We start from the raw sequence: 26711 nt of genomic DNA, 5'->3' as shown, positions 1-26711 counted from the left end.
CTAGCTCTTAAAGCCCGCTGCTGTTGCAGGGGGCTTTTTTTTATATCTGTTTTAATTGTTGTCATAGCCAATGACTTTGTTAGCTTTTCGCTTTAGGCACTATTGCCGATAGTGAAATAAAGATCCCTGAAATTGCTGAAAAAATGAGTGGAAAAATAAATGCATCAGAATTTCTCAGAGGATTATTTATATCCAGTAAAATAACAATAAAGAAAAGACTATTGGCAAAAGTGGCTGATGAAAATATTTCCCCTACTTTATATTGGAGGTTCTCCAGTGAAAATGCCGGTGTTTTTATCGAAAATGCATCCCATGTCAGATGAACAAAAATATAACTCACGCAGAGATAACAATAGAAGTGCGCAAGCTGATCTGAATTGACGGGAAGGTACCAGTGTAATTCTCGCAACTCACTTTCTCCGTATGCTCTTTAGATACAGGAGTGGCAACAACACCGCACCGATGGCCGCCATTGAAAGCAACAGTCTGTCCGTGACGATAAGTTCCGGTAGTGCAAGAGAAATACCGCCAGTGAATGCATATCCTGCACCTGCGCCGCCGAGTATGGCTTTGAAAAATGTCGTGATGTCGAATTCCATTTTTAATCTCCCTGATAACGAAAGGCAGATTACTCAAGTTTTAAAACACCTGCAAATTAAAACGGAATTTGTGATAGTTATATTTTCATAGTTACGAGGCCTGTTCCAAAAAACATAACGCCAGAATGCTGGGGAGATACCCTTGCATTAATAAATGTTCAGGTAACATAAAACGTTATTTCAGATGCGCCGGGAACCCATTTATCCCCGGTGTAATGTCCGGCTGCAGTGTCAGTACCGGAATATCACATCACCGCCATTTTGCTGACGGCATCCAGCGCGGATTTCCATTCATCAGTGGCTGCGTGAGTTTATTGCTGATTCAGTATGAAAAAAGGCAGCCATCTGGCTGCCCTGATTGTGATGCGGTGACGAAAATTACTCGTTAAACAACCTGGTGTCGTTCGCCAAACTATCAACCACGGTTTTCAAATCGTTCGCGGTGACTTTTTGTGTATCGTTAGAAACTTGTTTTCCGAAGCCTTTACGGACGACTTTAATTACCGGTTTACCGGTTGCTGAGTCAATCAGCTCGCCTTCGAAATACACTTCGGTATCACGCGTGCGGTGGCCGGTCGCGGTTTCAGTACCGGCAATGACCAGCGCAACCGGGATCACTTCATAGAATTGCAGACCTTCAGCCGAAGTATTCACACCGGTGATTGCACCTTTAAAGATCAAGGTACGCGGCCCCGCGTGATCTGTCAGAGGCAAACGCTCAGCGAGCGCAGGTTTCATACGGCTGTTAGCATAATCCAGAACGCCCTGCAGGGTTTCCTTGCTGATTTGCTCAGTAGGCTGAGGCTCCGGATAGAACTTAATCGGTTCGTATTTGATGTAGGAGTAGTTGGCTTTTTTGAACGAAGGGTCAATCCAGCGAAGAACCGGATTGCCACCTGCAGTTTTGACTTCCTTAAGGCCGGAATAGTCCCCCAGGAAACCAGAGAATTTATCCGCTTGAGTGACGTGGTTGGTACAACCGGCTAAAAACAGTACGCCAGCGACTGCAGCAACCTGCATCAGTTTTATTCTTTTCATTCGTACCCTCGAAATATTTTAAGGAAGACCAAGTATGTATAGCACTGTTGCGGAATTTAACCTGTTAACTACAAAGAAAAATTGATATCCGTCAGGATCGCAAAAAAACGGTTGTGTGAGGTAATCATTTCTTCTTCAATTATTTTTTTGATGAATGAAACAGATAGTATTCGCCCTTTGGACTTTCCCCTGTAGCCATGATGTTCCAGCCTTTTGACAGGTAAAAATCGACTGATTTTTTACTCTTTACTAAACATTTCAGAGAGCCCTGACGGGTAAACGTCTCTTGCGCCGCGCGAAGCAACGCCGAACCTGCGCCGGTTCCCTGATATTTGGGATCAACAAACAGGTTATGCAGGAAATCCTCCTGAGTGAAAATCGAGGCGAAGCCCAGCAAATGTCCGTCACGTTCCGCGACCAGTATCTTTTCGCCGATAACCGCACGATCAAAATCTTCCAGCTGAAAATCATCCTCCAGCCATGTCCAGGTGTGCTTTCGGGAGGCCAGATACAACGTGCGTAAAAACGGGCGGTCTGCTTCTTCATAAGGCCGGATTTTGAGGGGTGATGGCAAAACGTACTCTCCCTGAAAGCAAATGCTTAAAAATTTATCTATCGCATCTCATGTTTATGGGAGATGCGATTACAAGACGTAATATTACAGATAACCCGTTAATTATTGAACGGATTATGCCAGGGAGGCCCGTAAATCTTAAATGAGAATGTTGCCTCTGTTGGCATCCCATCTATAAATGCTTGCCATTCTTTAGAATGTTGACTGTTTATTTCTTCCGGGCCATATATTGTTCCATTATACATAGTATAAGGATTGGATTTTTTATAGGCATACCAGGTAATCGCATTTCCCTGAGTGCTGTCCCGTGCTGATAATCTGAGTGTATATTTAGAACCTTTCAATAAAGGTGTTGAATTAAAATCAAAAGAATTCCAGGCATTGTCGTTGATTCTATTTATATTTAAGTTTTGCTTTGCGATGACTTTGCCTGAGTTGTCAGTTATTTCCAGTGACAGTATGCCAGTGTTGATTCTTGCGTACGTAGCCAGATTCAGATCAACCTTATCCACCGAATTATACTGGGCAATAAAACTTTGCTCAAATGCGTGATCTTTTGTGAGTTCACCTAATACTGTATTGGTATTAGTTTGTCCAAAATAAGGGTGGGTTATATTGATTACTGAAGGATAAAATGCAGGGTAAAAAGAAGATAAAGTCGTGCAAGATATTAACAGACCAAGGGTTAGCTTTATAAAATTGTTCTTTATACTATGAATGGCTATGGCGTAAATGATAACCATGGCAGGGAGAAAACCAAAGAAATATCGTGCTTGCATAGCACCGGGATATCCCGTTTTAACATTTAGCCTATGTATAGTAATGAAGTAAAAAAGCATGAACAATGAGAATGATATCCAGCTTAAAGCAATAAATCGCCATTGTGTTGAACGTTCTTTGATTTTTCTATAAATGACGATTAAAGATAATATTGGCAACAAGAACAATGTCAGACCCAGGATTTGTCGTCTGATGTCCCAGTCATCGAATGGTTTGTGTCCATATGGCGATAATAAGGTATATAAGTTTGACTCGTAAAAAGCAGTGATATACTCCATTTTTGTATAGCGTGGTGCGTCAGGATTAGCTGCATGGAACCAATCGCTGGGATCTCCCTGAGGAGCCGGGAAAAATTTGCCATACGTGAATTGCATATAACCATAATACCCCGCAACACATAACATTGAGAGGAGAACGTAGATAAAGTCCACACGTTTTAACTGACTGCACTTTATGAGCAGTTTTTTGTTTTCAATAATGGTGAAAATAAAAAGAATACAAACGACAGACAAAGCCCCTGTGGCCTTTGTCAGAGAAACGATAACCCCTCCCGCTAATATATAATGCAATGTTTTTCTGGTTGGACCACAATTATAATACAGGCTAAGACCATAGAACACCAGAGCACACCCAAAAATCATCAGAGGGTCATTATTTATTGAGGCACTCAGCAGGACAAACATCGGTATGCTGATAAGAACCAGCATTGAGAGAATAACTGATTCATTATTTACTCTAAAAGCCTTCAGGCTTTTGTAGATAAACAGTAACGTAAGTGAAGATATGAAGAAATTGACAATACGTAAAGATTTATAAAGCGGTGAGTTGAGAAAAATGGCAATTTTATCTATTGCACCCGCGATGATATAATAAAGCGCTGGGTGTTCGAGCCTGTTCAGTTTTATCGAATCGTATGTTTTCCCATTTGCATAATCAGGGAAGCCGTGTTTGGCAACATCGAGAACATAGCCGAGATGCGGGTTTTCATCAGGAAAATAACCCAAGCCTGAATTTAAATAGTATCCTGTGCAAAGTATCAAAAAAATCACCAGAATGAGTATGGCAATTTTATTTATATGTAACAGGCTCATGATTTTTTATCCCTTTTGCCGTTTGACAGAGTAAATGCATAAAAGTAGAAGATGACATCCCCGATAACGGTGACGAAACGTCCTAATACCACAGCCAGCAATAATTCAGATTCCGGAATAATAGATTGCAGGCAGAAAACGATAACTAATTCTCTAATGCCTACTCCTGCTGGAGCCCCCGGCGTGACCAGTCCGGCAAGCCATGCAATGGTGTAAGCTCCAAATATATAAACATAGTAGCTGAATTGAATCCGATCTTTGAATGAAATTTCCGTTAATATAAAGGTGAATATTATTGATGAAATGGAAAGAAATAACAATTGCAATAAGAAGGCATATGACATCGCCCGACTCAGAAGCAGTTTTATTACAGTGAATGTCGTGATAATACTTAACGCGGTGATTATTATTCCGACTATTTGTGGTATGGACGGAAATACAATCGGAATAATTAAAAATATAGAGGTGGCACCCGCTATTGCTATCAATATTAATTCATACAAGCTGGATTTTAGAACACCTTTTGAAGGATATCCTGAAGCCATAGCAATAGCTTGCCTTCCCGCTATGTGAAAAATATTTCCGGGAATATATTTAGCCAGTTGAGATATGCCATAGGTTTTGATTGCCCATTTTTTTTTGACTGAAATATCGAAATGAAGCAAAATGTTTTTCCATGCAACAGCCAGCAACAAGTTTATCATGCCATAACATATTGCCATTAACGCAATTAATATCCACGAAGAAAGAGGTAAAGATTGGATGTGAGCTTTTTGCCAATAACTATGCAAACGCACCACGACAAAAATGACACCAATTATTGCCAATCCACTCCCCACGCAATTAAGCGCAATCTTTATCGTCGATTTATTAAATTTTAACGCTGACGACATAAAATCATTGTCCATGGTAATGGGCTTTTCACTTCAACAATAATGAAGTGTTTTTCGACTAGTTCTATAAATGATTTTTTTGACCAATGTTGTAAGTGGCCAGGAGTATTCCCCATATCTTTGATATATTTCCCGCGGGCAAGATTAAGTACACGCCACAGAGGTTCTCTGGGAACACTCAATATCACATAATCATCGGCGACTTTTTTTATTGCCTTTAATCCTGCTTCAGGATCTTCCAGATGCTCAAGAACCTCGCAGCAGACAATCAGTTCGGCTGAATCCTCCTCTTTGTTGAGGTCGTAAATACTTCTTGTTTTGAATAATGAAGCAGGCAAATTTGTCGCGGTAGAGTTTTCTTTTGCAATATTAATGACTTGCTGTGAAAAGTCACATCCCCTTGCATCAATTCCTTCTTTATTCCACTTGAGAACCCAATATCCTTCACCACAGCCCACTTCATGGATCGTCTTCGGGGCGACGGTGGCGACAAGCCCCGAAAGAGAATTCTCAAATCCTTTCATCATCCAGCGTACTATTGGGTTTTTAGACGCATATTTATCGTAATTATTACCTACAACAATACCATCTTCCGTTTTTCCACCTGCTATTTTTATGGCCATCATTTATCCTGTTGTAATAATTTTCTATTGTTTATAATTTATCTTTTTCAACGTCATTATTTTTGCGATCAAAAAATTGAGGTTCTCTGTTATGCAATTGTGCAGTTTTAAACCTCAAATCCTCAAGCAATTTCCTGTTAGCAGAAAGTAAGTCTGCAACAAATGCAATCAGTATGGTCTGGAATCCCATACCCAACAAGATGGATGCCAATATCAGAGACTGTATATTCCCAGCACCATCTCCCGTGAAGTATTTGAATAGGAAACGCAAGCCGATTAAAAATCCAATGGAAAAAAGCGTCAGGCCAATTGTTCCAAAAAATCTGAATGGTCGATAGATAACGAATATTCTTATGATTGTTATTATGCTTCTTTTGATATATGAAAATGTACTTTTCACCAGTCTTGAAGGGCGTAAGTCTTCATTTACTCTTACAGGTACGGAAGTAATCGATATATTTTTTTGCCCAGCCTGGATAATAGTTTCAAGCGTATAAGTATAATCACTGAAAACGATGAGTTTTTGAGCCGTTTCGCGATTAATTGCACGAAAACCACTTGGCGCGTCAGGAATGTTTGTTTTACTGGCTGTCCGGACAACCCAACTTCCCAGCTTTTGTAGTGATTTTTTTAGGGGAGAAAAATGTTCAATCGCCTGAATTGGCCTTTCTCCGACAACGAATTCTGCCTGCTGAGCAAGAATGGGGGCAACTAACTTTGGAATATCATCTGCATTATATTGGTTATCAGCATCAGTGTTGACGATGACGTCGGCGCCACGTTTCAAACAGGCATCAATCCCGGTCATGAAAGCGTAAGCCAAACCTTTGTTTGTTTTATGACTGATTATATGGTCTACACCATTTTTTTTGGCCACTTCAACGGTATCATCCAAACTGCCATCATCAATGATAAGCCATTCAACACTATCGAAGCCTTCAACATGTCGGGGCAAAGCATTCAGTGCAATTGCGAGCGTACCACCTTCATTAAAGCAAGGTATTTGTATGATTAGTTTCACACCGCATTCCTCTGTTAATTCAAACTTATAATATCAATAACTTCAATGTAATTAATTAGATAAATCGGAAAGTTCCTGGCTATTTTATGGCCAGTTTAAAGCCAGTCAATACCATGTACAGACTAGCAGAAGTGTCATATTAATCTAAAAAACCACTAAGAGAGAAGACGTCATCATGGATGTATCCCCTGTGACAGGGGCAAACAGCGGAACGGGGTTATCTCCGATAGCAGTGACTTTTATCGCATTTCCTGATTGATCTTCTGACCCTCGCCACCAATAATGCTTCCTTGACTCGGGGTGCCCGCTGTAAAGCAGGGCTGAGATTTTACCCGTATTACCTGATCTGGATTATGCCAGCGTAGGGAAGTCAGGTATCTCTCCTGATACCGCCTTCTTTAGCGCCGGTAGGGAGACTTATGAATACCCGACCTACCTTGTTGCCCGGCTCTACAGCCGCCACTTCTCTGAAACAACTCCGCCTCTCTGCGCCGCTGGTCCACTGCCTGACCAACGACGTCGTGCAATCTTTTACTGCCAATGTCCTGCTGGCGCTGGGGGCGTCCCCTGCGATGGTGGTTGATCCCGCCGAAGCCGCGCAGTTCAGTGCCATTGCTGATGCTTTGCTGGTGAATGTCGGCACGCTGACCCGTCTTCATGCCGATGCGATGCTGGCAGCTGTTCACGCGGCTCATCAGGCCGGAAAGCCCTGGGTACTGGATCCCGTCGCTGTCGGTGGCCTGAGCTGGCGCACCGAATTTTGCCTTGAACTCATCACGCTTAAACCTGCTGCCATTCGTGGTAATGCGTCCGAAATTCTTGCGCTCAGCGGACTCAGCGCGTCCGGCCGTGGCGTTGACAGCGGTGATGACTCCCTGTCAGCTTTACCTGCCGCACAACAGCTGGCGCGTAACACCGGCGCGATTGTCGCTGTCACCGGTGAAACGGATTATGTCACTGACGGCGAACGCAGCCGGTCCGTAGCAGGCGGGCATACGATGATGACCCGCATTGTTGGCACCGGATGCGCCCTGTCAGCCGTGGTGGCGGCCTTTGTGGCTTTACCGGGCGACCGGCTGGATAACGTTGCCGCTGCCTGTCGCGTGATGTCATGTGCCGGTGAACGTGCCTGTGCAGCCGTAAACGGACCGGGCAGTTTCACGCCTCAGTTCCTCGATAATCTGTATTTGATAGATGAGCAGTGGCTGAACGGGAAGGAGAGGCAATGAAACGGATTAATGCACTGACGATTGCAGGCACGGATCCGAGCGGCGGAGCGGGGATCCAGGCAGATTTAAAAGCCTTCTCGGCGCTGGGTGCGTACGGTACCAGCGTGATCACCGCGCTGGTGGCGCAGAATACCCGCGGCGTGCAGTCAGTTTATAACATTGAGCCGGAGTTTGTTTCGGCGCAGCTGGATTCCGTACTGAGCGACGTTCGTATCGACAGCACGAAAATCGGCATGCTGGCAAACAGTCAGATTGTGGACGTGGTTGCGGAGCGGCTCAGACATTATCAGCCGCCTTTTGTGGTGCTGGATACCGTGATGCTGGCGAAAAGTGGCGATCCGCTGCTACTGCCGGAAGCCGTGGATGCCGTGCGCCGTTTGCTGATCCCGCAGGTATCCATTATTACGCCAAATCTGCCGGAAGCCGCCGCGTTGCTGGAGTGTGCGACTGCGACTAATGAAACCGAAATGCGGGAGCAGGGAGAAGCGTTACTGGCGATGGGATGTGGCGCGGTGCTGATGAAAGGCGGTCATCTGAGTGATGAGGAAAGCCCTGACTGGCTGTTTGAGGCAGGTTCACGCGAGCGGTTTACCGCGCCGCGTGTGGACACCCGTCACACCCATGGCACAGGATGCACGTTATCTGCGGCGCTTGCAGCATTGCGACCGCGGCATAACAACTGGGCCGATACCGTACGCGAAGCCAAAGAATATTTGCAGCAGGCGCTGATGCAGGCCGATTCTCTGGAGGTTGGTCACGGCATCGGCCCGGTCCATCATTTCCACCGCTGGTGGTAACAGCAGATTACGCGCGGCGCTGGGTTTCGCTCAGCGCCTGTTCAGCCTGATGAAATTTAGTCAGAGCCTGTTGCAGATGCACGGCGTCAAACGGGTTCAGCGGATAGAATTTCTCCTCTTTACGCGGACGCAGCATGATGCGGATTTTGTTCGCTGAAACCCTTTCAAACAGATAGCTGGCGATATCCTCGTTTTCTTCGTCCTTCCATGACAGCAGTAATGCCGCGTGCTCACCGGTGCGGCGGCCAATAAATTGTTCGTGCGACCACAAGCCTTCAAATTCGCCATCTTTTTGTAGTTTTTTACCGCTGAACCACGATGATTCTGCCAGTGTCCACAAAGCCTGTGGTGAGATTTCCTGATGTAACTGACGCCACAGCGGGCGGTTGTTGTCCATTTGCCAGCAGGCCATGCCGAGATAATCATTCAGCTCGCGCCAGTCACTTTCCAGCCTTTCCCGTAATTCAGGATCCTGCACATGGATAAATTGTTGCAGGCCGGTCGCCTGTTCGCCCAGTTTGTTATAGGCAATGACGGTCATTGTGCGGGGCTTGCGACGGAAGGTCACCCACAACAAAAATTTAGGGATGCGGAAGGTAATAGCCTGGACGGTGAGTTTGTAACGGTTGCCACTTGATAGCACCAGGCCATTCGACGTGCCGCGTTTATCCTGATAATTTCTGACGACCACAACGCTGTTCTGGCCCATCCAGCCCATCACGTAATGTTCTTTTTCACTTTCAGCCACATCCAGATCTTGCACGATTTGCGTGATTTTTTCGTTATCGAGTTGAGAGAGGGAAAGTGACTGATCGGCGCTGTAATAGCTTTTATTCTGGGGGACGGCAGCTGGCATAAGAGTATCCACGGTGTTGATGTGGTTTACAGCTTACACTAAGTTGTCATACAGATTTTAGGGCTAACCCGCAAAATTTGCACTTCGTCGTGAACTTTCTGTGTCACAGAGGCGGTTATTAATGAGGGCAAGGACGAAATTTTACGAGGCGTCTCGACAAAAATAACATGGAGTATTGTTAATTGCAGAGTGGGGATTATTCTTTCGGCATTATTTTGATGCGCGGGAATAAGCAGGATATATGACGTTACATGAAAAGATAATTTGCGAAACATTATCGACGATGAATGCGGCTTTTGTTCAGTTAAATGTTCCGCTTATTATAAGGCGTATTCGCCGGAGTGATATTATCTGGCAGCAGCGTCGTGCGAGACGTAATTTACTGCAACCTGAGAAAAATCTGCTTAACTGGCAATGGTTATTTAAGCAGTATAGAAAAAATAAACCTCGTGAATCCGGTTTAGAACAGACGGCTTATGTGTTTTGTCTCAACAATCCTCAGCAGGAGCGGGCTGCGTTCTTGCTAAAGTCATGCCGGCCTGTGACCGGACCTCTCGAGTTAAACTCGCTGGAAAATTTTTTTCGCAAGACAAAAGGGCATCCTCTCATGGGAAAAATGCTACGTTATAGTTTAAGTATGATGGTTATCTATGCCGACAGTCTTAATGAAAATAAAATTCTGAAAAAAGAGAGTGCTAAATTCATTATCAAGGATATTGTTAACGAAGCTGTTATGAGCTTTTATATCTATGAAGCACCAATGACTCAGGTGGCTGGAAAGATGGAATGCGAGTCTACGTACTATTTGTTGAATGAATATGTGAAAGCTAATTTTGTTAATCGACATTGTTAGTAATTGATTTAATCATTTTTAATAATACTGGATATATAACCAATATAATTTACTTATCAGGAGTTGCACATGGAATTGGACATGGAAAAAATGCGTCATTTGACCCCACGACAGGTGAAGATGGTGGAGAAAATTGTCGGATTTCTGAGATATTGCGATGAGATACGTCCAGAGGGAGACGCAGACGATCTCGACGTCTTTGGTCCGCCGGAAGCTTACTACCATCCATCAAACAACTTCAGTAAATTACCCTGAAGTGAAGTATCGCCTCCCGCGGTTGTGTTGATTTCACAGCGCGGGAAGTAAAATTTTACTCGGCATCAAACCAGTCGCTGTTTTGCTCGGCAATCGGTGTGATGGTTGAAATCATTTCCTGCAGATGGATACGGATGGCTTTTTCCGCGGCATCCGGGTCACGGGCTTTGAGCCCTTCAAAGATGGCGTAATGCTGCGCAATCAGACTTTCCGGAGGTGACACCTTACTCAGCGTTAAAAAGCGCACGCGATCCATCGTCGCTTTAATGTGTTCGACCGTTTCCCACGCCAGTTTGCAATCTATGACCTGCGCAATTGTGCGGTGGAATTCATCATCGAGAAGTAAAAATTCCTGCGTCTGCTGACTTTTTGCTGCCAGAGTTTGGCGTTCGAGATTGTGTTCGAGCAGCGCCAGATCTTTGTCTGTCGCGACCATTGCCGCACGGCGTACCACGGCAGTTTCGACGGCTTCACGAATGAAACGGCCGTCCGCTACACGTTTAGATGAAATTTTCATCACATAGGTACCGCGCTGCGGCAAAACTTGTACCAGTCCGGCTTCGGCCAGTTTGATAAAGGCTTCGCGAACGGGCTGGCGGGACACATTGAAACGGGTGGATATTTCCTTTTCCGACAGAAATGCTCCCGGTGCGATGGCACAGGTGACGATGTCCTGACGCAAGGTGCGGTAAATCTGCTGATTAACCGGCACATTACTGAGAAATTCAAAGGAGTCTGTCATGGGCAAATGTTGTCTTTATAGTCGGGAAGCCATAATACTAACATGAGTTTTCTCAGGATTTTGAGATTGTTAGCGCAAGAATTACTGTGAATTGATATGTTCACGACAATACAGTTTTTTGTAGGCGGCGGGTGTGATGCCCAGCAGTTTGCGAAATACCCGGCGGAAATAGGCCACATCATTAAAGCCGGTCAGGCGAGCAACGTCCGCCACATTGCCGGTATTGGCCAGTAAAAGCTTTTCAGCTGCCGTCACCCGTTGCTTATGCAGCGCATCGGTCAGCGTCATCTGGAACGTCAGACGAAAAACCCGCCCGAGATAATCTGCGTTGCAGTGCAGGCGTTCAGCCAGCCCCGTCGCACCCAGTGGTAAATGAAATTGTGTTGTGATCAGCTGGCGCGCTTTATACGCCAGCGCAACGCCGGGACCATCAGGTTCGACGTTTTCCGGCCAGGCGCGACAGACTTCCTGTAAAAGTAATAGCAAGAACAACTCAAGGGAATTTCCGCCGCGTTCCTGTTCATATAAAAATAATCTGAAGAGCGTCAGAATAGTCTCCCGGTCTTTGACTTTACAGTGTTGTGGAATATCCAGCTGTATAGAGGGATTATTTTGCTGTGATTGGATAATTGCCACGTCTTTCACGAAATCAAAATGCAACCAGTAAAATTTTAAATCAGAATCGAATGTGGTTAGCCCTTTATGTGCACGTCCGGGGAATAATAATAAACTTTCGCCTTCATGCACGTCAAAACGTGTATTTTCCTCCTGCAATGACAAGGTGCCATGGACCACATAAATTAACTCATGCGAACTGAGTCTCCGGGTCGGATGTGTGCCAATTCCTCTTGAAATGAACAGGCCGCCATTTTGAACTTTCACGGGGTAATTTACTGGAAAAGCAAGGCATTCAGTCATTTTACAGGCTTCCGGCGGGATGTTTAAGCCTGACCCTAGCACAGGGATGGGCGACTGCCAGTGACGTGGCGGGAGGTTTTGATCTGCTTCACAGATTGAAACTGCAAGTCGGAATTGTCCCGTTTAACTACTTTATCCTCCTCTTGTTGACGTGATGCCTCTGTGCCAGATTGACCGCGTACCTTATTTATTCTTCGGAATGATGTGAATAATCAGCCTTATTTATCCTGTTCCTGATGCTTATTAATAACGATATAAAAGCGAGGAAAAAACATGTCAACGGATTCCATTAATACCGGCGCATCCCCGGTAACGGGTGAGGGAGGAATAATTTCAGCCAACGCTAAACTTTCTGTGAGTGAGAAAATAGGTTATGGGCTGGGAGATGCTGGTGGCACGATAATAACCTGTCTGATCACCAGTTTTCTGACATTTTTTTATACCGATGTTTTCGGCCTGACGCCTGCGATTGTCGGCACGCTGTTTATTTCCCTGCGTGTGATTGACGCGATTTCTGATCCACTGATGGGCATTCTGGCTGACCGCACGCAAAGCCGCTGGGGACGTTTCCGGCCGTGGCAATTGTGGATTGCGTTACCGATTGGCGTCGTGGGTTTCCTGACGTTTACCGTGCCCGGTCTGAGTGGCGACGCCAAAATTGCCTACGCCTTTTTCACGTATTTTCTGCTGTCCGTGTCTTACACGGCGATCAATGTGCCGTACTGTGCCCTGATTAACACCATGACCACCGATCATCGTGAGGTCATTTCCTGCCAGTCCTGGCGTTTTGTGCTCTGCGGTGTGGCGGGATTCATGGTGTCTGTCGGGTTGCCCTGGCTGGTACAGGTGCTGGGCAAAGGGAATGCTGCAGCCGGATATCAGCAGGGTGTCGGTCTGTTGTGCGCCGTTGCGGTGGTGATGTTTCTGTGGTGCTTCTTCACTGTGCGTGAGCGCCTGCCGCTGGCGCTGCTCGGCCAGTTCAGCGTTAAAGAACATATCCGTGGCATGTTGAAAAACGACCAGTTGCTGCTGGTATTGCTGATGTCTTTCCTGCTCATCAACGTGTTTAACCTGCGCGGTGGCGGCTACATGTATTTCATCACTTACGTGCTGAAAGGCGGCGCGGGCTATGCCTCGATGTTCTTCGGCATGGTGACGCTGGCATCAATTCTTGGCGCGGTGATCGTCAATCAGCTGACCAAATTTATCGACAGCGTCCGGTTGTACATGATCACCAATCTGGTGCTGGCGGTATTTTCTCTGCTGCTGTGGTTTATGCCCGCCGGTGAGCAGCATCAGACGCTGTGGCTGGGCATCATCTTTGTTCACTGCGTGATCCTCGGTTTCACGCTGCCGCTGCACTTTTCCCTGATGGCCTTCGCCGATGATTACGGACACTGGAAAAATGGTATCCGTTCTTCCGGGATGAATTTCGCGTTCAACCTTTTCTTCATCAAATTAGCCTGGGCATCGAGCGCCGGGATCATCAGCCTGGTGTTCATTCTTGTCTCTTATCAGGCTGGCGCGGAGCACCAGACTGCGGCGTCGCTGAGCGGGATCACTCTTCTGGAAACCCTGTTGCCTGCGGCGATGCATCTTCTGCTGGCGATCACTCTGATGTTCTGCAAGCTCGATAACACATTGCTGACGCGGATGTCGCATGAACTGGCCGCGAAAATTTAATCGTTATTTTTCTATTCAGGAGGTTGTATGTCGTTTTCTCCGGTTGAATCTTTAGAAGTGCCGCTCGATAAGGTCAATATTTCTGACGCGTTCTGGCTGGAATATCAGCGACTGGTCAAAGACGTCGTCGTGCCATATCAGTGGAACGCCCTTAATGATGAGGTCGCTGATGCAGAACCGAGTCATGCCATTGAGAACTTCCGCATTGCTGCCGGGCAAAGTGATGGCGAGTTTTACGGGATGGTTTTCCAGGACAGCGATGTGGCGAAGTGGCTGGAAGCTGTCGGCTATTTACTGGCAAAAACGCCGGATCCTGCGCTGGAAGAAACGGCAGACCAGGTGATCGAACTGGTGGGCGCGGTGCAGCAACCGGACGGCTATCTGAATACGTATTTCACCGTGAAAGAGCCGCAACAGCGGTGGAGGAATCTCGCCGAATGTCACGAGCTTTACTGTGCCGGACATCTGATCGAAGCCGGCGTGGCTTACACTCAGGCAACCGGAAAAACGCGCTTGCTGGAGATCGTCTGTAAACTTGCCGATCACATTGCGGATGTTTTCGGGCCTGGAGATAAACAGCTGCACGGCTATCCCGGTCATCCGGAAATCGAACTGGCGCTGATGCGTTTATATGAAGCTACCGGTGAAACCCGTTATCTCGAGCTGACCCGCTATTTTGTCGAGCAGCGCGGTACAGAGCCGCATTTTTACGATATTGAATATGAAAAACGCGGCAAAACATCGCACTGGAATACTTACGGTCCGGCGTGGATGGTCAAAGATAAAGCTTACAGTCAGGCCCATAAGCCGGTTGCGTTACAGAAGACGGCTATCGGACACGCAGTGCGCTTTGTGTATTTGTACGCCGGCGTCGCTCATCTGGCGCGGTTGAGTCAGGATCAGGAAAAGCGCGAGGTCTGCCAGCGGTTGTGGGAAAACATGACTCAGCGGCAAATGTATATCACCGGTTCAATCGGCTCACAAAGCAGCGGCGAAGCGTTTTCTTCCGATTACGATTTGCCGAATGACACGGCGTACACCGAAACCTGTGCGTCGATCGGGCTGATGATGTTTGCCAACCGTATGTTGCAGATGGATCCTGACAGTCGCTATGCCGATGTGATGGAACGCGCGCTCTACAATACCGTACTGGCCGGAATGGCGCTCGATGGCAAACATTTCTTCTACGTGAATCCGCTGGAAGTGCATCCGAAAAGTATTCCGTTCAATCATATCTATGATCACGTAAAACCAGTGCGTCAGCGCTGGTTCGGTTGTGCCTGCTGCCCGCCAAACATCGCACGACTGCTGGCTTCACTCGGCCATTACATTTATACCCAGCGCCCGGACGGCGTGGACATCAACCTGTATATCGGCAGTGACGTGCAGGCGATGGTCGGCGGTAAACCGTTGCGGCTGAAGCAGTCCGGTGGTTATCCGTGGACAGAGCATGTTCAGATTGAAATAGACACCGATCAGCCGCTTGAAGCCACGCTGGCGCTGCGTTTACCCGACTGGTGCGCCAGTCCGCAGGTGACGCTTAATGGTAAACCGCTGACGCTTTCCACTCTTACGCGCAGCGGATATTTACGTCTGACGCAGGACTGGCAGAAAGGCGATCGCATTGAAATGACATTACCGATGCCGGTAACGCGCGTGAAGGGGAACGCCCTGTTGCGGCACGTTGCAGGTAAAGTGGCAATACAGCGTGGCCCGCTGGTGTATTGCCTTGAACAGGCCGACAACGGCAGTGAACTGCATAACTTTCGCCTGCCTCAGGATGCACAATTCCGCCTGATCTCCGGCAGCGGACTGCTCGCTGGTAAAACGTTATTGCAGACGCAAGGCCTGCGCCGGTTATCAGTTCATGCCGGTCGGCAACCGTTATATAGCTTCAATCCTCCGGAAGAAGAAACGACGATGCAAAGCATGACATTTGTGCCTTACTTTAGCTGGGCGAACAGGGGAGAAGGGGAGATGCGTGTGTGGGTTGATGAGGCGTGATTTGAGTTGATTTGAGCAGAGTTAAGTTTAAGAAAACCCGGCATGATAACCGGGTTTTTTCATGATGCTCAGAACAAGATGTTCAGAACATCAGTTGTGAGACAGGGTCGTGGCCGGGGTCTGTTTGGGTGGTTTAATCACGAAGAACACCAGAATTGCGCCCAGTGCGGCGACGCCACCGGCCAGAATAAAGGCGCTGTCGAAGCGACCAGTGTTTTGTACGATGAAGCCGGTCACGACCGGACCGATGATGCCCGACACGCTGCCGACCAGATGGATAAATCCGCTGGTGCCGCCGACGCGGGATTTATGTACCACGTCCTGAATAATCGCCCAGTAAATAGCGCCGGTTGTGTACAGGAAGAAAATAGATACAGACATCAGGATAACCGCCGGAACCACGCTGGTGACCACGCCAGCCAGTGCGACACAAATCGCTGCGGCTAACAGACTGACGACTAATATAATTTTACGTGACAGTAATAAACGGCCAGTGATATTAAAAATCTTATCGGAAATATATCCGCCCAGAGCCAGGCCGACGAATCCGACAATCCACGGAATAACCGTTGTCAGGCTCATTTCTTTAATGTTCAGACCATGCGCTTGCACCAGATATGCCGGGAACCAGCTGAGGAAGAAGAATAAAATATAGTTGTAGCAGAAGAAGGCAAAAGCCGTCACCAGGATAATGGGCTGGCGTAAATAATAGCCCAGACCATGCGCAGCTTGTGCCAGATCTTCTTCTTCACTGATATTTTCATTTTTCATCTGATCAACTAAACGTAATTCTTCCGGTGAAACACGTTTACTTTTTAGCGGATTGTCCGCAACGGTAAAGAACCAGACCGCCATCCAGATAATCCCGATGGAAGCGATCACCATAAAGGCCGGGCGCCAGCCGAAGGAAATCGCTAAATACCCGACAATCGGCCCGGCAACAGCACCGCCGAGAGGTGAACCGGCGCTGAGCAGTCCCATCGCGGTAGCCGCCTGTTTCTTCGGAAACCATCCGTTGATCATCTTATTTGCCGAGGCACAAATCGGCCCTTCAGCCATACCGAATAATACCCGCAGAATTAACATGGAATAAAAGCCGGTCGCGAAAGCGGTCATACCACAAAATACCGACCATAATCCGACGGCTAATCCCATCACCAGCGTCGGGCCGAATTTATCCACGGCCAGGCCGCCGATAAAGTTAAATATCGCGTAACCGAAGAAGAAACTGCCAAATATCATGCCGAATTGTTCGGGATTAATGGTCAGCTCTTTTTCTATCATCGGGACAGTGATCGACAGCGCCACGCGGTCGAGGTAATTGATCATGTAAACCAGGAACAGCAGGAATACGATGACCCAGCGTAAGTTCTTGAACATAGGTGCTCCACTTGTCGGTGTTGTTTTAATAGTGTTGCGTTTTTTTGTAGGTAGAATATGAGGTACTGCGGACGGGAGGATATTTAAAATCCTCCCGTCATTTTTCAAAAATTGCCAAATATCAGAATGTCAGTAAAACCTTGCAGCAGGAACGCTGATCTTTCTCAAACAGCGTTAATGCAGCTTCCACTTCCCCGGCAGGCATCCAGTGCGTCACCAGCTTTTCGGGCGCGATTTTCCCTTGCTCCATCCATTTAATCACCTGCGGGAACCGGTGGCTGTTCAGGCGCGATGAAAACAGTGAAATCTCCTTGCTGGTAATACTCTGCTGTGTAACCGAACTCGGCTCGCCGGAAAAACCCATCATGCCGATGCGCGCTGCCGGAGAGGCAAGCAAAATCGCTTCCTGCAAAATGGCCGGGTGGCAGGCGGCATCGACAATAAGCGTCGGGCGTACACCTTCGGCAGCCAGTTCATCTGCCACGCTGCGCTCGCTGTTGTTGATGATCCAGTCCGCGCCACTGGCCTGCGCCATCTGCAACCGCTCGTCGATACGGTCGGCGACAATCACTTTCTGCACGCCGTACACGCCCTTCAGTACCTGGATCACCGTCAGTCCCATCGGGCCAGCGCCGTAGATAAGCGCCGTGTCCTGAGGTGTCGGTTTGAGAAAGGCGGTGATATTGGCCGCGATAGTAAAGGGTTCAACCATGCTGGCGAGTTTGTCCGGGATAGCGGCCGGAACCACGTAGGCGTTTTTCGCCGGTGCGCAGGCATAATCACTAAAACCTCCATCGCGGTGGACGCCGATCACCTGCAATTGGGCGCACACATTCGGGCGGCCAATCGAGCACGGATAGCAATGTCCGCAGCTGACGACCGGATCGACTACCACGCGTTCCCCGATGCGTGAAGCCTCTACACCTTCGCCGACGCTGTCGATGTGGCCGAAAAATTCATGACCAATCACCCGCGGGTATTTCGCGAACGGATTATGACCGTGGTAGATATGCACATCGGATCCGCAGATTCCGGCGTAACTGACCCGAACTCGTACTTCACCGGCGGCAGGTACCGGCAAAGCACGTTGCTCGATGACTAATTTTCCGGGTTCTTGTATAACGACGCTGTTCATTTTTGTTCCCTCACCAGTTCCACAAAGTACCGTCTTCCAGACGGGCTACCGGCAGATAGGCCGGTTCATACGGATATTTCGCGGCCAGTTTTTCGTCGAACTCAATACCCAGCCCTGGTTTCTCGCCCGGATGCATATAGCCGTTGTCGAACGTCCAGTTATGCGGGAAGACTTCCAGCATCTGCTCGGAATATCCCATGTATTCCTGCACGCCAAAGTTCGGCACCCACAGGTCGAAGTGCAGGGCAGCGGCCATGCAAATGGGTGAGAGGTCAGAAGGCCCGTGTGAGCCGGTACGTACCTGATACAGCGAAGCAAAATCGGCAATACGACGCATACCGGTAATCCCTCCCGCATGAGTAATCGTGGTGCGAATATAGTCGATCAGTTGTTCTTCAATCAGCTGTTTGCAATCCCAGATGCTGTTGAACACCTCGCCGACCGCAATTGGCGTCACCGTGTGCTGGCGGATCAAACGGAAGCTTTCCTGATTCTCAGCCGGTGTCGGATCTTCCATCCAGAACAGGCGATATTCTTCGATGCTTTTGCCAAAGCGCGCGGCTTCAATTGGCGTCAGGCGGTGGTGCATGTCATGCAGAAGATGTTCATCAAAACCGAATTTATTGCGTACGGCCTCAAAGAGTTTTGGTGTGAAATCGAGATATTTTTCGGTTGACCACAATTGTTCTTCCGGCCAGTTACCTTTCGTTGCCGGTTCGTAAGCCAGGCCTTTGCCTTTCGCCATACCGTAAGTTGTTTTCATGCCCGGCACGCCGCATTGCGCGCGAATGGCTTTGAACCCAAGCTCTTTATGTTTGGCGTAATCGTCGAGTACTTCATCAATGGAATGGCCGGTGGTATGACAGTAAACCATCACGCCGGTGCGTGATGCGCCACCCAGTAACTGATACAGCGGCATATTGGCGGCTTTAGCTTTGATGTCCCACAGCGCCATATCGACGGCAGAAATGGCCGACATGGTAACCGGCCCGCGCCGCCAGTAAGCGCCTTTGTAAAAGAATTGCCAGATGTCCTCGATCTGATGCGCATCGCGGCCGATCAGTTGCGGACAAACGTGATCTTTCAGATAGGAAGCGACCGGCAATTCGCGGCCATTCAGCGTGGCATCCCCGATACCGGTCAGCCCGCTGTCAGTAGTAATTTTCAACGTAACAAAGTTGCGTCCCGGGCAAGTGACAAAGACTTCAGCATTCACGATTTTCATCGGTTAAGACCTTCTGCAGTAAAAGTAGGAAGCATTTTCTATGGTTATAAATACGCCATATGCAAACTACCATACAAGTATGCAAATCGCTTTTTGCCGGAGAAGATCACACTTTACGAGGTGAAAAGTGAATGTATGCAGAGGGGCAGGGGAGCAGGAAACTTGAGCGGGTAATAAAAAGCCTCCATGTCAGGAGGCTGTGCGATTTATGCCGTTTTTTGGTATTTCTCGATGAGTTTGAAACAAATCTCAAGAGTCTTTAATTTATCGGCGCGGTTACGTTCAAAGTCCTTTTGTGTTTGGCGTTTTGTAATACTTTGTTTTAATAACATAATAGCCTCCTCCATCTGAATGCGTTGATAACACCCGTTCGCTTTTTGAGCGAAAAACAAGCCGATCATACGCTTTTTGGTGCGACGACGTATAGGCGTTAAAAAAAATAATCTCCGGCTTTACGTCGCAGATATAATTTTCGATAACGGCGCTTAAGCCTTCAAAAAATCTCAGGTAGTTTGCCCGGCTAAGCAGTTTTTGCGGAAACAACTTATCGAACACTGATTTGCCATTGCGCTTATCTGCGGGTATGTCATCCCATGCAGTGTCGTAAAACGTCACGATATGTCCGTGTCTATCTTTTCCGGACTCACCGATGATTTCCGCCATCCGTTGAAAACTATCCGTTGAAGCGCAGGAAAAATGAAGAAACAAAACTCTGAAAACTTTGATTTCTTCGCAGGGAAGGGTGAACTGAATATCGTAAAAGCTTAAATCTGCCTGGTGTGAAAAATTGATAACCTGATAATAATCCATGAAATATCAGCGTGTTTTGTAAGGTGGCGCTTTTATATCATGGGTTTTTACTCTCAATGCTCATCGTTTTTGAATTCAGGAATATGCCTTCCAAAATAGTTTTGGTTTACATTGCAGGCAGTAGTTTTTATGAATCAACCTCGCATTTTTACGCCCGCATTTTGGCGGGCGTTTTTGATGCTCTTTGTCTTCTGAAGCAACTTATTCCGCCAGTCGCATCACTTCATCCCATACTGTTTGATCTGCCGGGATCCCCAGACGGCGGTTTTCCTCGCGGTTGGCGGCGGCTGTCTGGCCGGGGTAACGGACATCGCGGCTGTTTTCAGCCGGTTCTGACTGATTCACGTAGTCCGCGACGCTGTCCGCCATGCGTTCAGTGAATTCACCGCCACCTAACTGCGTCGGGTCGAATACCATGAAAATCTGGCTGGCGCCGGTGCAGCTCCCTTTACCGATTTTGTCTATTTCATTGGTGGGCGAGCCCGCTGAAAGCAATGCGGCCATAGCGTCCAGCACAATCGCCAGCCCCGAGCCTTTCCAGTAACCGGTGGGTAAAATGCGCATGGAAGCTTCGATCGGACCCGGATCATCTGTCAGATTTCCTTCTTTATCGTAGCCGCCAGGGAAGGGCAGTTTTTCGTTTTTCAGCCGCGTCACCTGCAATTTGCCGTAGGAATACTGCGACATTGCCATGTCCAGCACAATCGGACCTTTGGTTCTTGGTACCGCCATGACAAACGGGTTATTGCCGACGCGGGTGTTTTTTCCGCCCCAGGCGGGCATGCAGGATTCCGTATTGGTCCAGCAAATCGCCGCCATGCCTTGCTGTGCTGCATACCAGCCATAACTGCCGCCGCGCATCCAGTGACTGCTGTTTTTCAGCGCCACGATCCCCACGCCATACTCTTTCGCCATTTCGGTGGCTTTATCCACGGCGAAGAGTGCGTTGGTGATGCCGATACCGCGGTTGCCGTCGTAGATAGCAATGGCGCCGAGGGATTTTTCCAGTTCCGGTTTGGCGTGGATATCAATCCAGCCCTTATGAACGTAATCGACAAAACGCGCTACCCGGTTGAGGCCATGTGATGCGATACCGTCACAACTGGATTCTGTATGGATCCGTGCACAGGTCCGTGCATCTCTCTCATCAAGTCCCGCTTTTTGCAGGGCACGCTGGATGGTTTGTTGCATCAGGCTGAATTCAATTCTTTGCATGGTCGGCTCCGGTTGAAAGCTCTGTGGATGTCAGGGGAAGATGCTCTTCGGTCTGACTAAGAATATTGTTATCGCCCCATAATTTTTCATAAGGCCAGCCGGTGAGTTGCTCGGCGATTAAGCGCGTTTCCGGTGTGACGTCATATTTACTGCCACCGGCTTTAAGGCGTTCAATTTCATTTACCAGCAGGGCATGGTTATAGCGGGTGAGGCGGAATTTCATTGAGCTATATAATCCCACCAGCAGGAAGATGACCGATCCCGCGCCAAATACCAGTGTGATACCGTAAACGGCTTCGGCAGGTTGCGTGGCACTTTTCGGTGTGAATCCGTAATGCTGTAATAACAGGCCTACCCCAAATAACGCCACCGCCTGAACAGCTTTACGCACGAAAGTCATAACACCGGCAAAAATACCTTCGCGTCGTTTTCCTGTCAGCATTTCATCCACATCTGGGATAAAACTGTAAATATTCCAGCAAACATAACTGGTACCGGAACGTCCCACGCCCATTAAAATAACGGAGAGATAAAGCAGCGCCATATTAAAAGGTAATTGCAATAAATGGATGGCTAAAAATAACCCGACACTGGCCAGCATAAATAATTGTGCAATACGATATGACGCGCCATTGCCTAATTTCATACACAGGAAAATAAACAAGGCAACGCAGACGAACTGCACCAGTGTCATTAATGTCATCGCATTAGAAGCAGTAACGGTATTCTGGCCGAGAACAAAAATAATATAATACGCCAGCACAGCGCCAAGGACGTCGAGCGCCACATAGCCTCCCAGGTACATCCCGACATGCTGGCGGAAGGTGCGCACTCTCATGGTCGACACCAGCGATCTGAACAGATGCTTCATATCGCGGCGGAAAGAGAGTTTTGGCGTAGCGACATCAACCGGGATAGGCCGTTCCCAGGTGTAGAAATAAAGCATCAGGATTACCACGGCAAACAACACGCCGAAAATCACCCCCATAATCAGGAAAGATGAGGAGGAGTCTTCACCTAGATAAGCAATAATGCGCCCCGGCAACCAGGCCGCTAATATTGCGGCTCCGGTAGAGAAAAACATTCTGACACCGGTCAGTTTAGTACGCATTTTAAAGCTGGAGGTCATTTCGGCTGCCAGCGTTTCATAAGGTACAATCGCCAGCGTGTAAGCGGCGTAGAATAAAATATAGGTAAACAGGTAGTACCAGAATCCCATCCCGCTGACCCACATAATAATGTAAGTCACCATAATTAATGGTGCGCCGAATAAGAAGAAGAAGCCACGCCGTCCGTATTTTTTTCCCAGAGGGTTGCGGTAAAAATTATCCGTGACATAACCCATCAGTGGATCGAAAAAAGCATCCAGCAGGCGGGCGGTCGCAATAACAGCACCGGCCTCTGCCGGACTTAATCCGGCATAAGTGGTGTAGAAATACATTATCCACAGACCCAGTACTGCAAAACAGCCACCGCCGAAGAAATCACCCCCGCCGTAGGCCAGCATATTTTTTACCGATATCGGTCTTTCTTTATGATGATTAATCATACTACCCCTGGTTTCCGTCTCCGGATTAATAAGAGTCGTCAAAAGAAATGCGTCGTTTGTGCCCGCAGAAATTCAGAAATGAATTATTCAGCGACATCGGCAGAGTAAAATTAGGCAATGCGCATCTACCATACAAGTATGCGGATAAGCTTTTAGCGGAGAAGATCACAAAAATAACGGCAGATTTGCTCTGTACTGCAAGACGGATCACAGTACAGAGAATGAACAGAAGAAGAGAAGGTTAGCCTAAAAGTTCGCAGTGAGGGGGCAAACGACACTGGATTGCAGAGGGAAGAACTTCAATTTTGAACTGTTTACCGGTGAGCGGTTCGCCGTCGAGATTGAACGTCATATCGTGCGGTGCGGTGATTTCGAGCCAGGGCAGACTGGCGGACACAATATTTTTGTTCTCTTCATTATTGAGCAAGCTGCGCAGGAATGACGGCAGCAGCTCCTCTGAGGTCAGCAGACGTAATTGCAGCAGACCATCGTTAATCAGCGCATCCGGGCATATTTGTTGCCCGCCACCGGCCTGGCGGCCATTACCAATACCGATTACCAGCGCATCGCCTTCCCAGCGAAAATCCGGGCCTCTGATTTCACAGCGGTCAGCTTTCAGCGTATCCAGACGTAAGAGACCGTGGATGAAATAGGACACGCCGCCAAGCGCTGCTTTGAGTTTTTCTGGCGTTTCGGTTGTGATACGCGTGCCGAATCCGCCGGTCGCCATGTTGATAAAGAAATGCTGGTCATTCACTTTGGCCAGATCGATATCGACCGCGCGGCCTTTGACCGCCAGCTGTAACGCCTGCTCTGGCTCGAGGGGAATATTGCAGGCCGTTGCGAAATCATTTGCGGTGCCCAGCGGCACGATGCCGAGCACGGGGCGTCGTTGTCCCTCGTATTGTGCCAGCGCACCCGCCACTTCGTTAATGGTGCCGTCGCCGCCACCGGCAATCACGGTTTCGCAGCCCAGTTCAATGGCTTCGTCCACATATCGCGCGGCGTCTCCGTACTCCCAGGTGACACGCACATTGAGATCTTCGCCCTCTTTGCGTAGCGCGCCGATGGCTATCCGCAGCTCTTCGTTGCCTGCGCCTTTTCCATTTAAAATCAGCATTGCTGTGGTCATGTACGCTCCTTTTATCTACTTACACCAACAATAGATGAAAGTAGTGGTATTTGGCTATCGGATAAATCAGCGAAAAGTTGACAATGAGGTTAAATAATTGTGTTGATATTAATTAGAAAGGACGTTTATATTTCAGAAACGTATTTATTTAAAAACATGACATCACGTTATTAAGGTGAATAACTGAAGAGGATTAGTTAAATAAGACGGGTTTTCGTTTTAATGAATACAAAAAGAAAAGCCAGCTCAAGGGAGATTGAGCTGGCCAAGGAGGTGGTTCCTGGTATAGTCCGGTGCTTTATTTTGCATTCGAAGTAAATTGCGAATGCATATTATCCAGCCCGGTCAGAAATAGATGTGATCGAATTCTTGTTTTCGACCAAAACATTATTTCGAATGCGGATTACGGGTGTCCGTGTCTTCCAGATTACGCAATAAAATGGCGAACTCCAGACTGACGTCTTCCGGCAGTGCGACATACACCATGTGGCCGTTACCCGGCGCCACGTCAGTTGGCTGACCTTTCTTATTGCGCAGGGCTTCCAGTTTGAACTGGACGTTACCCTGCGGCGTCATCATTTCCACACTGTCACCGACGCAGAATTTATTCTTCACATCGATTTCTGCCCAGCCATCCATACGATTACCGGTGAATTCGCCGACAAACTGCTGGCGGTCGCTGACAGAGAAACCATATTCGTAGTTCTGCTGTGCATCGTGAGTATGGCGACGCAGGAAACCTTCGGTGTATCCGCGATGCGCAAGACCTTCCAGCGTGGAAAGCAGTGTCGGATCAAATGGCTTACCGGCGACGGCATCGTCAATGGCCCGGCGATAAACCTGTGCCGTGCGTGCGCAATAATAAAAGGATTTTGTACGTCCTTCGATTTTAAGCGAATGCACGCCCATTTTTGTCAGAGTTTCTACATGCTGAATGGCGCGCAGATCCTTAGAATTCATAATATACGTGCCGTGTTCGTCTTCAAACGCGCTCATGTATTCGCCAGGGCGCAGGGCTTCTTCGAGCATAAAGACTTTATCTGTTGGCTGACCGATGCCTAATGTTGGCTCTGCGGCTTCCACCTGCTGAACCGGGATCGGCTCGTACTGATGCACGATATTACCGATGGCGTCTTCTTTGCCTTCCTGAACTTTATATTCCCAGCGACAGGCGTTGGTACAGGTTCCCTGATTCGGGTCACGCTTGTTGATGTAGCCGGAAAGCAGGCAGCGGCCGGAATACGCCATGCACAGCGCACCGTGAACGAAGATTTCGATTTCCATATCCGGCACCTGTGCGCGGATCTCGGCGATTTCTTCCAGCGAAAGCTCGCGCGATAAAATCACACGCGTCAGCCCCATTTGTTTCCAGAATTTCACCGTCGCCCAGTTCACGGCATTAGCCTGCACCGAAAGATGAATGTCCATCTGCGGGAAGGCTTCGCGCACCATCATGATAAGGCCTGGATCGGACATGATCAGGGCATCGGGCCCCATGTCGATCACCGGTTGCAGATCACGGATGAAGGTTTTCAGCTTGGCGTTATGCGGGGCAATATTCACCACCACATAGAATTTTTTCCCCAGAGCATGGGCTTCGTTGATGCCGATTTCCAGATTCTGGTGGTTAAATTCGTTATTACGAACGCGCAGGCTGTAACGTGGCTGACCGGCATAAACCGCATCTGCACCGTAAGCGAAGGCGTAACGCATGTTTTTCAGGGAGCCGGCAGGGGAAAGCAGTTCCGGAACAAAAGAATCGCGGGTAAACATAGTCAATCTCAGTCTGATCACAGGTCAGGGCCGTCCCGGATGCGGGGCGACGAAAGGTCAGAATTGTAACGTCTGAGTTGATCAAAAGCAGCCATTTCGTGTGGGTATTACAGCGCTATTTAGACTATTCAGGAGCCAGATCAATTTCCTCCTCTGCTCCTGAATAGCTAAAAACAGAAATCATTGAGAACTATTGCGTCAAATCGCGAATATCAGTGCTTGCGCCGTTTTTCACCACCGACTGAACACCTTTTTTCGATGCACTTTCCGTGGTGTACATTTCGCTGATACCAATCACCTGATGGTTTTTCGCTTTCAGTACAAAGTAAAACTGACCGTCTTTCGAAGGTTTGATTTCGTACTGCGCTTCCTCAGGGGAGTTGGTCTGAACCGATGAAATCCCGTTTTCTGCTGACGCTTTACTGGCATACATTTCACTGGTGAGAATAATCTCTCCGTTCCCGGCCTTCAGGTTAAAGTGAAACTGTCCATTCTTCGCTTTTTTCAGATCATAGTGACCAGTAGCCATAAAGGTA

Annotated in this window: 25 protein-coding genes and 1 riboswitch; of the genes, 6 read left to right on the top strand and 19 right to left on the bottom strand. The window is 48.0% G+C overall.

The annotated features are described in order from the left end of the window. Positions 1-410 precede the first annotated feature (410 nt). The 7 genes from ACM615_RS03865 to ACM615_RS03835 all read right to left on the bottom strand — a co-directional run bounded on the left by ACM615_RS03865 (position 411) and on the right by ACM615_RS03835 (position 6619). A complete protein-coding gene (locus ACM615_RS03865) occupies positions 411-599 on the bottom strand; it encodes a hypothetical protein (protein ID WP_112288915.1) in 189 nt (62 codons plus the stop codon). Between the two features lie 378 nt (positions 600-977). Further along, the gene (locus ACM615_RS03860) at positions 978-1637 is read right to left on the bottom strand and encodes a DUF3313 domain-containing protein (RefSeq protein ID WP_112288914.1); all 660 of its coding nucleotides are present in this window, start codon (positions 1635-1637) and stop codon (positions 978-980) included. A 139-nt stretch (positions 1638-1776) separates the two neighbouring features. Next, positions 1777-2211, bottom strand: a complete 435-nt coding sequence (locus ACM615_RS03855; protein WP_431011470.1) for a GNAT family N-acetyltransferase — start codon at positions 2209-2211, stop codon at positions 1777-1779. A 98-nt stretch (positions 2212-2309) separates the two neighbouring features. Next, positions 2310-4082 carry an ArnT family glycosyltransferase gene (locus ACM615_RS03850; protein ID WP_113875991.1) on the bottom strand — a complete coding sequence of 591 codons (1773 nt, stop codon included), beginning with the start codon at positions 4080-4082 and terminating at the stop codon, positions 2310-2312. Beyond that, positions 4079-4975, bottom strand: coding sequence for a hypothetical protein (locus tag ACM615_RS03845; protein ID WP_113875992.1), 897 nt, complete (start codon positions 4973-4975; stop codon positions 4079-4081). The genes ACM615_RS03850 and ACM615_RS03845 overlap by 4 nt, the downstream gene beginning before the upstream one ends. Then, the gene (locus ACM615_RS03840) at positions 4960-5598 is read right to left on the bottom strand and encodes a class I SAM-dependent methyltransferase (protein WP_431011469.1); all 639 of its coding nucleotides are present in this window, start codon (positions 5596-5598) and stop codon (positions 4960-4962) included. Before ACM615_RS03840 ends, ACM615_RS03845 begins: the two co-directional genes overlap by 16 nt. Before the next feature lie 31 nt (positions 5599-5629). Then, on the bottom strand, positions 5630-6619 hold the full coding sequence (locus ACM615_RS03835) for a glycosyltransferase family 2 protein (protein WP_113875993.1): 990 nt from the start codon (positions 6617-6619) through the stop codon (positions 5630-5632). A 286-nt stretch (positions 6620-6905) separates the two neighbouring features. Further along, positions 6906-7004: riboswitch (TPP riboswitch) on the top strand. Positions 7005-7038: 34 nt separating this feature from the next. Here ACM615_RS03835 and thiM point away from each other — a divergent pair. After that, the gene (gene thiM / locus ACM615_RS03830) at positions 7039-7848 is read left to right on the top strand and encodes a hydroxyethylthiazole kinase (protein WP_431011468.1); all 810 of its coding nucleotides are present in this window, start codon (positions 7039-7041) and stop codon (positions 7846-7848) included. Beyond that, a complete protein-coding gene (thiD, locus tag ACM615_RS03825) occupies positions 7845-8645 on the top strand; it encodes a bifunctional hydroxymethylpyrimidine kinase/phosphomethylpyrimidine kinase (RefSeq protein ID WP_112288911.1) in 801 nt (266 codons plus the stop codon). The genes thiM and thiD overlap by 4 nt, the downstream gene beginning before the upstream one ends. A gap of 7 nt (positions 8646-8652) precedes the next feature. Here the strand turns inward: thiD and ACM615_RS03820 are convergent, their stop codons facing one another. Continuing rightward, complete coding sequence (locus tag ACM615_RS03820) at positions 8653-9501, bottom strand: hypothetical protein (RefSeq protein ID WP_431011467.1); 849 nt, start codon at positions 9499-9501, stop codon at positions 8653-8655. Between the two features lie 241 nt (positions 9502-9742). Between ACM615_RS03820 and ACM615_RS03815 the strand changes: the two genes are divergently transcribed. Together ACM615_RS03815 and ACM615_RS03810 are read left to right on the top strand one after the other, a co-directional pair. Further along, positions 9743-10354 carry a hypothetical protein gene (locus ACM615_RS03815; RefSeq protein WP_431011466.1) on the top strand — a complete coding sequence of 204 codons (612 nt, stop codon included), beginning with the start codon at positions 9743-9745 and terminating at the stop codon, positions 10352-10354. A gap of 69 nt (positions 10355-10423) precedes the next feature. Next, entirely contained in the window at positions 10424-10609 is a 186-nt protein-coding gene (locus ACM615_RS03810) for a hypothetical protein (RefSeq protein ID WP_113875996.1), read from the top strand. A 55-nt stretch (positions 10610-10664) separates the two neighbouring features. Here ACM615_RS03810 and ACM615_RS03805 read toward each other — a convergent pair whose 3' ends face one another. Continuing rightward, positions 10665-11351 carry a GntR family transcriptional regulator gene (locus ACM615_RS03805; protein WP_113875997.1) on the bottom strand — a complete coding sequence of 229 codons (687 nt, stop codon included), beginning with the start codon at positions 11349-11351 and terminating at the stop codon, positions 10665-10667. Between the two features lie 81 nt (positions 11352-11432). After that, entirely contained in the window at positions 11433-12269 is an 837-nt protein-coding gene (locus tag ACM615_RS03800; RefSeq protein WP_431011465.1) for a helix-turn-helix domain-containing protein, read from the bottom strand. A gap of 273 nt (positions 12270-12542) precedes the next feature. Between ACM615_RS03800 and ACM615_RS03795 the strand changes: the two genes are divergently transcribed. Together ACM615_RS03795 and ACM615_RS03790 are read left to right on the top strand one after the other, a co-directional pair. After that, positions 12543-13952 (top strand): MFS transporter, encoded by a 1410-nt coding sequence (locus ACM615_RS03795; protein ID WP_431011464.1) that lies wholly within the window; start codon positions 12543-12545, stop codon positions 13950-13952. A 27-nt stretch (positions 13953-13979) separates the two neighbouring features. Next, a complete protein-coding gene (locus ACM615_RS03790) occupies positions 13980-15956 on the top strand; it encodes a glycoside hydrolase family 127 protein (protein WP_431011463.1) in 1977 nt (658 codons plus the stop codon). A 90-nt stretch (positions 15957-16046) separates the two neighbouring features. Here the strand turns inward: ACM615_RS03790 and ACM615_RS03785 are convergent, their stop codons facing one another. The 9 genes from ACM615_RS03785 to ACM615_RS03745 all read right to left on the bottom strand — a co-directional run bounded on the left by ACM615_RS03785 (position 16047) and on the right by ACM615_RS03745 (position 26704). Then, positions 16047-17336, bottom strand: coding sequence for an MFS transporter (locus tag ACM615_RS03785; RefSeq protein WP_112288903.1), 1290 nt, complete (start codon positions 17334-17336; stop codon positions 16047-16049). A gap of 121 nt (positions 17337-17457) precedes the next feature. Beyond that, the gene (locus tag ACM615_RS03780) at positions 17458-18471 is read right to left on the bottom strand and encodes a Zn-dependent oxidoreductase (protein WP_132967104.1); all 1014 of its coding nucleotides are present in this window, start codon (positions 18469-18471) and stop codon (positions 17458-17460) included. 10 nt (positions 18472-18481) lie between these two features. Next, on the bottom strand, positions 18482-19696 hold the full coding sequence (gene manD / locus ACM615_RS03775; protein ID WP_112288901.1) for a D-mannonate dehydratase ManD: 1215 nt from the start codon (positions 19694-19696) through the stop codon (positions 18482-18484). Between the two features lie 282 nt (positions 19697-19978). Further along, complete coding sequence (locus ACM615_RS03770; RefSeq protein ID WP_431011462.1) at positions 19979-20506, bottom strand: hypothetical protein; 528 nt, start codon at positions 20504-20506, stop codon at positions 19979-19981. 201 nt (positions 20507-20707) lie between these two features. Continuing rightward, positions 20708-21721: a 3-dehydro-L-gulonate 2-dehydrogenase gene (gene yiaK / locus ACM615_RS03765; protein ID WP_129639114.1), complete on the bottom strand. Its 1014-nt coding sequence runs from the start codon at positions 21719-21721 to the stop codon at positions 20708-20710. After that, a complete protein-coding gene (locus ACM615_RS03760; protein ID WP_129639113.1) occupies positions 21708-23270 on the bottom strand; it encodes an MFS transporter in 1563 nt (520 codons plus the stop codon). The genes yiaK and ACM615_RS03760 overlap by 14 nt, the downstream gene beginning before the upstream one ends. A gap of 241 nt (positions 23271-23511) precedes the next feature. Continuing rightward, on the bottom strand, positions 23512-24402 hold the full coding sequence (gene yegS, locus ACM615_RS03755; RefSeq protein WP_113876005.1) for a lipid kinase YegS: 891 nt from the start codon (positions 24400-24402) through the stop codon (positions 23512-23514). Between the two features lie 387 nt (positions 24403-24789). Continuing rightward, complete coding sequence (gene yegQ / locus ACM615_RS03750; RefSeq protein ID WP_129639112.1) at positions 24790-26175, bottom strand: tRNA 5-hydroxyuridine modification protein YegQ; 1386 nt, start codon at positions 26173-26175, stop codon at positions 24790-24792. A 190-nt stretch (positions 26176-26365) separates the two neighbouring features. Further along, positions 26366-26704, bottom strand: a complete 339-nt coding sequence (locus ACM615_RS03745; protein ID WP_112288965.1) for a YegP family protein — start codon at positions 26702-26704, stop codon at positions 26366-26368. Positions 26705-26711: the final 7 nt, after the last annotated feature.

The organism is Rahnella sp. PAMC25617, assembly GCF_050606005.1.
GTDB lineage: Bacteria > Pseudomonadota > Gammaproteobacteria > Enterobacterales > Enterobacteriaceae > Rahnella > Rahnella variigena.
This window is presented reverse-complemented; position numbering and strand designations above follow the sequence as displayed.